The sequence below is a fragment of the uncultured Gimesia sp. genome (genome assembly GCF_937919775.1).
Lineage (GTDB): Bacteria > Planctomycetota > Planctomycetia > Planctomycetales > Planctomycetaceae > Gimesia.
Window position 1 is genome coordinate 1 of the sequence record NZ_CALFPF010000033.1, and the last position, 7,231, is coordinate 7,231.

At 45.2% G+C, this 7,231-nt stretch carries 7 protein-coding genes; 1 reads left to right on the plus strand and 6 read right to left on the minus strand.

Translation table 11 applies throughout. The features are described from left to right. A partial coding sequence (locus Q0294_RS00865; protein ID WP_299459758.1) for a hypothetical protein occupies nt 1-583 on the plus strand: 583 nt, incomplete at its 5' end. Nucleotides 584-860: 277 nt separating this feature from the next. Here the strand turns inward: Q0294_RS00865 and Q0294_RS00870 are convergent. The 6 genes from Q0294_RS00870 to Q0294_RS00895 form a co-directional block, all read right to left on the minus strand. Continuing rightward, nucleotides 861-1,241 carry a rhodanese-like domain-containing protein gene (locus tag Q0294_RS00870; protein ID WP_299459761.1) on the minus strand — a complete coding sequence of 127 codons (381 nt, stop codon included), beginning with the start codon at nt 1,239-1,241 and terminating at the stop codon, nt 861-863. A 129-nt stretch (nt 1,242-1,370) separates the two neighbouring features. Beyond that, a complete protein-coding gene (locus Q0294_RS00875; protein WP_366917890.1) occupies nt 1,371-2,177 on the minus strand; it encodes an alpha/beta fold hydrolase in 807 nt (268 codons plus the stop codon). 83 nt (nt 2,178-2,260) lie between these two features. After that, nucleotides 2,261-2,824 (minus strand): TlpA disulfide reductase family protein, encoded by a 564-nt coding sequence (locus Q0294_RS00880; RefSeq protein ID WP_299459764.1) that lies wholly within the window; start codon nt 2,822-2,824, stop codon nt 2,261-2,263. A 40-nt stretch (nt 2,825-2,864) separates the two neighbouring features. Further along, entirely contained in the window at nt 2,865-4,379 is a 1,515-nt protein-coding gene (locus Q0294_RS00885) for a carboxypeptidase M32 (RefSeq protein ID WP_299459767.1), read from the minus strand. A 161-nt stretch (nt 4,380-4,540) separates the two neighbouring features. Next, a complete protein-coding gene (locus Q0294_RS00890) occupies nt 4,541-6,790 on the minus strand; it encodes a prenyltransferase/squalene oxidase repeat-containing protein (protein ID WP_299459770.1) in 2,250 nt (749 codons plus the stop codon). Nucleotides 6,791-6,795: 5 nt separating this feature from the next. Beyond that, nucleotides 6,796-7,231 (minus strand): biopolymer transporter ExbD (locus tag Q0294_RS00895; protein WP_299459773.1); only part of this gene is annotated, 436 nt, incomplete at its 5' end.

Below are 7,231 nucleotides of genomic sequence, written 5' to 3' on the forward strand. Positions count from 1 at the left end.
GGAAACGGTACGAGCCGAACGAGACACCTCGGTAGCCCAGGCAGAAACGACTGGCGAAGAAGCAAAGTTCCGACGTCAGGAGTCAGACCGTCAACGTGTTGTGAATAAAACACTCCACGATACGGTAAATGATTTAAGGGCGAAGATCAAAAATCTGGAAGACACTATTTTTACTCAATCCATTCGGGAAAAAAATCTGGTTGCCAAACACAATAAAGTTCTCGATGAGCTTCAATATTTAAATAAGATCGTCGCTAATCTCGGAGTCGATCCCAAAGATCCGGCTATTGCCGGTATGCAATCACCGCCACCAGCTGTGGAAGGTTTGATTATCAATACGAAAAAAGATAAGCAGAATGGAACAAAATTTGTAGAAGTTTCTCTGGGAAGTGATGACGGGCTCAGCAAAGGGCATCAATTGTACGTTTATCGCTTTGGGACTAAAGAGAATGGGAATCGTCCAAAATATCTGGGAAAGATTGAACTTGTATATGTAGATCCTGATAAAGCTGTTGGGACAGTTATTGACGCCGCCAAGAATGGTGTGATTGAGAAAGGTGACCATGTCAACTCGAAGCTCTAAAACCAAGGGAAAAGCTGCCGCAGGAGAGTCGGGTGGCCCCAATATTTATGTAGGACTGCTTTTTGTGTCTTTAATGGCCTTGATTCTAGGTATTATATTCCTCGTGATGGAATTAAGCAGCTATAACTGGGAGTTGGGTGGATAGGGATATTTCCAAAAATTCAAAACGAAAAGGGACGGTGTTCCATGAAACACTGTCCCTTTTCTTTTGGGACTCTCAGCGAAAAACAGAATGTAATTTCTGGTAAGTGATGGCGTCGGATCTGATGAGGAAAACTCAAGCCTCGGTTTCAACTTCATAGCCAGCGGCTTTCCAGCCACTGAATCCTCCGTCCATCGAGATGACCTGTGTGTAACCCATTTTTTGCAGATTGTCTGCTGCCAAAGCTGAACGAAATCCGCCGCCACAATAAAGTATTAAAAGCGTAGACGTGTCCGGAATCAACGCTTCCACATCTCGTTCAATAATTCCCTTGCTGAGGTGTTTTGCCCCGGGAATTCTCCCCGCACTAAATTCGTGGTCTTCTCTGACATCAATCAGGTGAAATTCTTCTCCTTGTTCTCGACGTGTTTTGACATCATGCACCGTACATTCAAGAACACGTGACTTTGCATCATCAACAATATCCAGAAAAAGTTTGGAGTGGTTTTTGGCCATAATCGTTCCTTATCGTAATTAGAATTTACCGTTCATCCGCGAGCAGGAACGATGAAAAATGACAAAAATTTCTGTGAGGCAATTCGGTTAAGTCGAAGCGTAAAGCTTCCTTTGTTTTTGAGTCTAATATTAGCAGGAAGCTAAAAATTCTTCCATTGCCTGATTGACAAAATCGGGGGCTTCCATTGGTGACATATGACCGGCATCCGGTACTTCGATATATTTTACGTGAGGTATTTGAGCAGACATGTTTTTCATAACTTCTGGCGGTGTTAATTGATCTTCACTTCCGACAATCAATAATGTGGGTACTTTGATATCGGTTAATCTATCGGAGTAATCTTTTCGTACTGCCATGCCGCGCTGGCTGGCGGCAATTCCTTCACGGTTCGTCGATTCGATCATCTCGATCAGGCTTTTGGCAATTTCAGGTTGATTTTGTTGAGAGGCTTCGCTGATGAGATTTGGAATCATAGAAGATGAAATCGATTCCGGCCCGTGTTTCAAGACAAGATCAACCATTTTCAACCGATTGTTGATACCTTCTACTGAATCTGACTGCGAACGTGTGTTACAAAGAATGAACGCGCGCAAGCGTTGCGGAAATTGATTCCAGAATTCCCAGGCGATATATCCTCCCATCGAGAGGCCACAAAATATGACTGGTTCTTCTATCTTCAATTCATTTAAGAGCGAGTTCAGATCATTGGCATGTTGCTCCATGGTAACAGTCCCCCGAGTGATATCGGAAGCGCCGAAACCGCGTAAATCCGGGGCGAGTACCGTAAACTTTTTTTTGAACCATTCAATCTGTGTCTGCCACATCTGGTGGTTTAACGGAAATCCATGTACAAAGAGCAGGGGAGACCCCGAACCATCCATGAAAACTCTCATGTTGATACCATTCACAGTCTGGACAACGAACTGCTGGCTCATAATGATTCCCTGTTAGTCCTGAGATAATTTATTCATCATGAATAAAGATTATCAATTTGGTGGTTGATTCTCAAAGAATGTTTTTAATGAGCCTGGCTCAAAGCCCGGCTGATACCTTGCTCTAAGGACTCTGTTGGTTCCGAATCTACGTTCCAGACCACTTTCCCATCAGTGCCGATTACCCAGACTTGAGGAATTGTTTCTGCTTTGAAAGCGATGAGTGAATCGATGGCTCCATATCCGTTTGGCCAGGTGATACCCGTTTCTTTCAACCATTGTCGAATTTCGGGAAGCAATTCCTCGCCATCTGATGTGAGTCCAATAAAGGCTACATTCTGATCCTTGAATTTCTGGTACGTCTTGACGATGTGGGGGGCTTGCTGGCGGCAGGGCCCACACCAGGTTGCCCAGGCATCAACAACGATTACTTTCCCAGCTAAATCGTGTTCCTGCAATGGATCGCCATTTACCCAGCCAGCTGCCTGGATGGAAGGGGCGGTCTCCCCAACCTTCAGAAACGCGCGGCCCCCTGTCGTTTGTTGTGGGGCGGGCAAACCAAAGCCAAACCATGCGGAAAAAATAACCGCTCCGGCAACGACGAGCGCAAGAGCCAGTAGGAAATCCTGTTTAATACTTTTATTGGCCATTATCGCTCTTTCTGCAAAGAGGTTTGTTTCAGAGGAATCATTATAAGTTGTAGAGTTCACTGTACTTGTTTTGTAACTGAGCAATTAAAGGTTCGTGGGAGAGAGATTCTCCAGCGACAACTTCAACCAGGCGATTTGCTCGAAATAACTTACCTCGCTGGTGAATGTTTTGGTTCAACCATTCTTTTAACGGGACAAACTCTCCTCTCGCGATGAGTTGGCTGAGGTCTCCCAACTCTTTCTCTGCCGCGATGAAAAATTGAGCGGCGTACATATTTCCCAGAGCATAAGTGGGAAAATAACCAATCAATCCGGCACTCCAATGAACATCCTGCAAGCATCCATTGGCAGAAGTATCAGGAGTAATTCCAAAATATTCGAAGAATATTTCGTTCCAGGCAGCTTCCAGATCAGCCGGTTTCAGGTCTCCTGAAATCAATGCTTTTTCTAACTCAAAACGCAACATGATATGCAAGTTATAAGTGACTTCATCTGCTTCTACACGAATAAATGAAGGGCGGACATCATTGATTGCCCGATAAAAGGCTCCCTGATCGACATTACCTAGTGCTTCCGGGAACAGCTTTTGAGCAGGTCGATAAAAATAATCCCAGAAAGCGTGACTTCGGCCAACCAGATTCTCCCACATTCTAGACTGCGATTCATGAATTCCAAGAGAAGTGGAACTGCCTAAGGGGGTCCCAAAATGTTCTTTGCAAAGTCCTTGTTCATAAATCCCGTGTCCTGCTTCATGAAGGGTTCCAAAGAAAGCGCCGGGAAAATGATGTTCGTCATAACGTGTTGTTAATCGACAATCGCCTGGTCCGATCCCACTGCAGAATGGGTGGGCTGCAATATCCAAACGCCCAGCGTCAAACCGAAAGCCAATTGCTTCTGCGGCGGACACGCTGAACTCACGTTGCTTTTCGACAGGGTACTTTCTTGTCAGGATGGATGTGTCAGGTGTGACTCCCGAATTTTTGATCGCTGAAACTAAAGAGACAAGTTCATTTCGCAGGGGAATAAAGGCCTGTTCAATCATTTCAGACGTTGCTCCTGGCTCATATTCATCGAGCAACGCATCATAGGCATTTTTCCCCTGATAGCCTGTCGCGGAAGCTTGTTCGCGTTTGAGGTCTATCATTTGTTCTAACCAGGGTAAAAAATCTTTAAACCGATTATTTTTTCTTGCTTGTACCCAGGCGTGATGTGAAAGCGTGGCTACCCTCGAAAGTTCTTCGACCAACCGTCGAGGAAGTTTGGTAGCTCGGTCATACTCATGACGGGCTTCTCTGATATTCGCCTGTTCGAATACGTCATCAATAGAGGAAGAGTTCGATTCCAGTTCAAGAAGCAGGTTACCGATCTCAGGATTTGTGGCTTGCTCATGCACCATGCCTGCCAGCAAAGCCAGCTGATTAGCGCGATGTTCTGCCCCTTCAGGAGGAAGATAAGTTTGCTCATCCCATTCCAGAACTGCTGAGCAGGAAGCTAATAAAGCGGTGTTTTTAAGTCGTATGAGTAACTCTTCATATGCTTTCGTCGAAGCATTCATCGGTCGATTCTTTCTTCGGAACAGAGACGAATTGTAGGCAGTATTAAATTCAGGGAACTATTTAAATCTTTGAGAAATGAGACTCTACTGCACTGAGTAGTGAAGCATTAATGAGAACACGAATCAATTAGCTCAAAGTCTGCGTAGAAATGGTTTTTGTTTTAGTCCTGTGCGGATTCATCATCGTATCGGCCTCCCATTTGATAGAGTGGTAAAAACCGATAATAAACTTCCAGGCAGAGCGTGCTTAATGTGGTCGAGTACAGGCGCCCTCCATATGGTCCCCACGGCGGGCGCGGGTCCCAGCTACCTGCATTTTCGCCGTGCGTCACCTGTTCCGAAATCAATAACTCACGCAAGTCTTCATTCCATTCTCTCCATGGATTACCTCCATATTGATACATGGCCAGTGTTCCATAATACCAGTAATAGAGGTTATATTCTGAGAGGCGCGGAGGACGTTCTGCGATAAACTGAATCGCTTCCCTGCAGGATGGATTATCTCTTCTGATGCCCAGCATTTGCTTACAGAATAATGATTCAGCAGTCATTGCAGGCGTCGGAGGAGTTGACGGTTCGACCATGCGATAGGTCGCTAAGCCATTCTCTTTTCCAAGGCTTCTCTCTTTTAAAAATTTGACCATTAATTGTTTGGTATCTGATGGTATCGGGATTCCTGCAATCTCTGCACTTTTAAGAGCCATCAACTGCCAGCCAAACATACTCATATCACTTTTCTGGCCTTTGACGTACCGCCAGCCACCATCGTAGGGGTTTTGATTTTCTACAATGTAAGAGACAGCGCGTGCAATCGCTTCGCGGAGCTTTGGATTCGATTTGGGATCGTTTTGAAGTCCATAGGCTTCAGCCAGGGAGTAAGTAGCCATTGCATGTGAATACATACGGGCATAATGGGTTGCTTCACCTCCGAGGAATCCATTGGGTCTTTGTTGATCAATCATCCATCGGATGGCACGATTCAAGTTGTCAGAATATTGTCCCTCATCCTGAGTATAACCTGCACCCAGGAAAGCCAGAATTGACAAGGCTGTCAAACCTGCATCAGCCTGAGCGCCGGCATTACGCCGATCAATTCCCTGTTCGTCAATTCTGACTTTTCCGGCACCAAATCGATCCGCATCCCAGAAGCCGGCTTGTTCCTGGTGAGTTGCCAGCCATTTCAAACTCGATTCGACTGCTCTTTCAGATTCTTCTGTGCCACCAAAACGTTGGGCAATTTCTTTACGTTTTGACAGATTTCTTAATCGATATGTTGCCGGGATATTAGCTTTAGTACGATTTGAAACGGCATCAAAATTAGGCCGAAATGCATCAGGTTGAGGCCCTTCCCGATTGATAGTGAGTGGCAGCGTACTTCGCTCCGCTAATAAACGTTCGGAATTCGGGTTTGCTTTTCCTGCCGGTGTTTCTGGTGAAGAGCGCTGGATCGCCCCCTCCGATACAGACTGCATTGAGCGGGACTTTCTTCTGGTAAAACGAGGCTCAGTAGGAGCCATGTTTGTATTTTCAGGAGTCGGGGTTCCCGCCTCAACTCCTGTTGAGTCTATTTTGAGGTTTGAGGGTGCAGGGCCTGTCCTGTTTCGAATCAGATTGTCCCGCGCATTGCGTTCCAAGGTAGATTTAGGATCGGATTGTGCATTCAGGGCGAGCATTTTCTGTTCGTTGCTAAAATTAGGTTGGATTCGATCAATGCCGCCGAGAGTTGATTGCCGTTCAATATTCTGGTCTGTTTGCCCTGTACGAATCATTTTACTTCGGAGATTTGATGTCGAGGGAACAGACATTTCAGCACGTGATTCAGCGGTAGTGTCGGTAATCTCAAGAGGTGCTTGGGACTGAATTCGCTTTTGGCTCACACTTTGAATATTCACTTTAGAGGGGGTAATCGGCAGATCAGTTTTCGACACGATATCCGGCATGGGCATTTCGGAGATTTCCGGAGGTTTTTCTTTTTCCGGAGGGGCCGCCAACGGGGTAAATTCCGGTCTGGTTAAATCAATACGGGACAATGCCTGTTTTTCAGGATTGGTCAGCTTTTCCCAAACAGGTGTGTTTCCGGTCTGTTTATTTTCAATAGTTTCAGTGCTCTCGGCCAGAATTTGTTTGATTTCAATTTGTTCTTGATCCGGTTGCGTTTCGGCTAATGATTTTGGTGCGTAGTCAGGCCAGAATGTTACGGCACCCAAAGATAATGACAGATGAACTATAATGGAAAAGAGGAGCGCTTTTGACGAAGCGTTTCGATCTCCCCAGCGAGTCACCAGCATCGATAAGAGATGAATTGACGCGAAAATCGCCGCTAAGATTAATACACCCCATAGTATCTGGTCAAACGAAATATCTCGACCAGCCAGGATTTGCTCGATCAGGTTATGAATTCGATTATTCATGGTACTTATTCGTCTCTCAAACGATTGGCTAAAGAGACTGAACGTATTTTGGCACGATGACAAATCTCCAAAATATTCATCACGTTCTGATAAGGACCTGTTGAATCACCTCTGATCACAACCGACTGACCTGGAAAATTTTGTCTTGCCACTTCTAAAGTCTTTTCTAACTCTGGCAGACTTTTCTTTTCACCATTTACAGAGATTTCTCCGTCTTGTTGAACATTCACAATTATGTCATCGGGCAGATTTGTTAATGGTTTCGCGTCTGTCACAGTTGGCAGTTTGATATCGTATTGACGTTCCATCTCCGTAAATTGTGTACCGACCATAAAAAAAATGATCAGCAAAAATACAATATCAATCATTGGTGTTAAATCGAGCTTTGGCTCTTCGACGGTACCCGTTTTTAACGGCATGAATCTATCCCTGATGTGAGCG

Excerpts from the sequence above, each read along its gene's own strand:
- Q0294_RS00870 (WP_299459761.1), bottom strand. The coding sequence starts at position 1,241 with ATGGCCAAAAACCACTCCAAACTTTTTCTGGATATTGTTGATGATGCA.
- Q0294_RS00875 (WP_366917890.1), bottom strand. The coding sequence starts at position 2,177 with ATGAGCCAGCAGTTCGTTGTCCAGACTGTGAATGGTATCAACATGAGA.
- Q0294_RS00880 (WP_299459764.1), bottom strand. The coding sequence starts at position 2,824 with ATGGCCAATAAAAGTATTAAACAGGATTTCCTACTGGCTCTTGCGCTC.
- Q0294_RS00885 (WP_299459767.1), bottom strand. The coding sequence starts at position 4,379 with ATGAATGCTTCGACGAAAGCATATGAAGAGTTACTCATACGACTTAAA.
- Q0294_RS00890 (WP_299459770.1), bottom strand. The coding sequence starts at position 6,790 with ATGAATAATCGAATTCATAACCTGATCGAGCAAATCCTGGCTGGTCGA.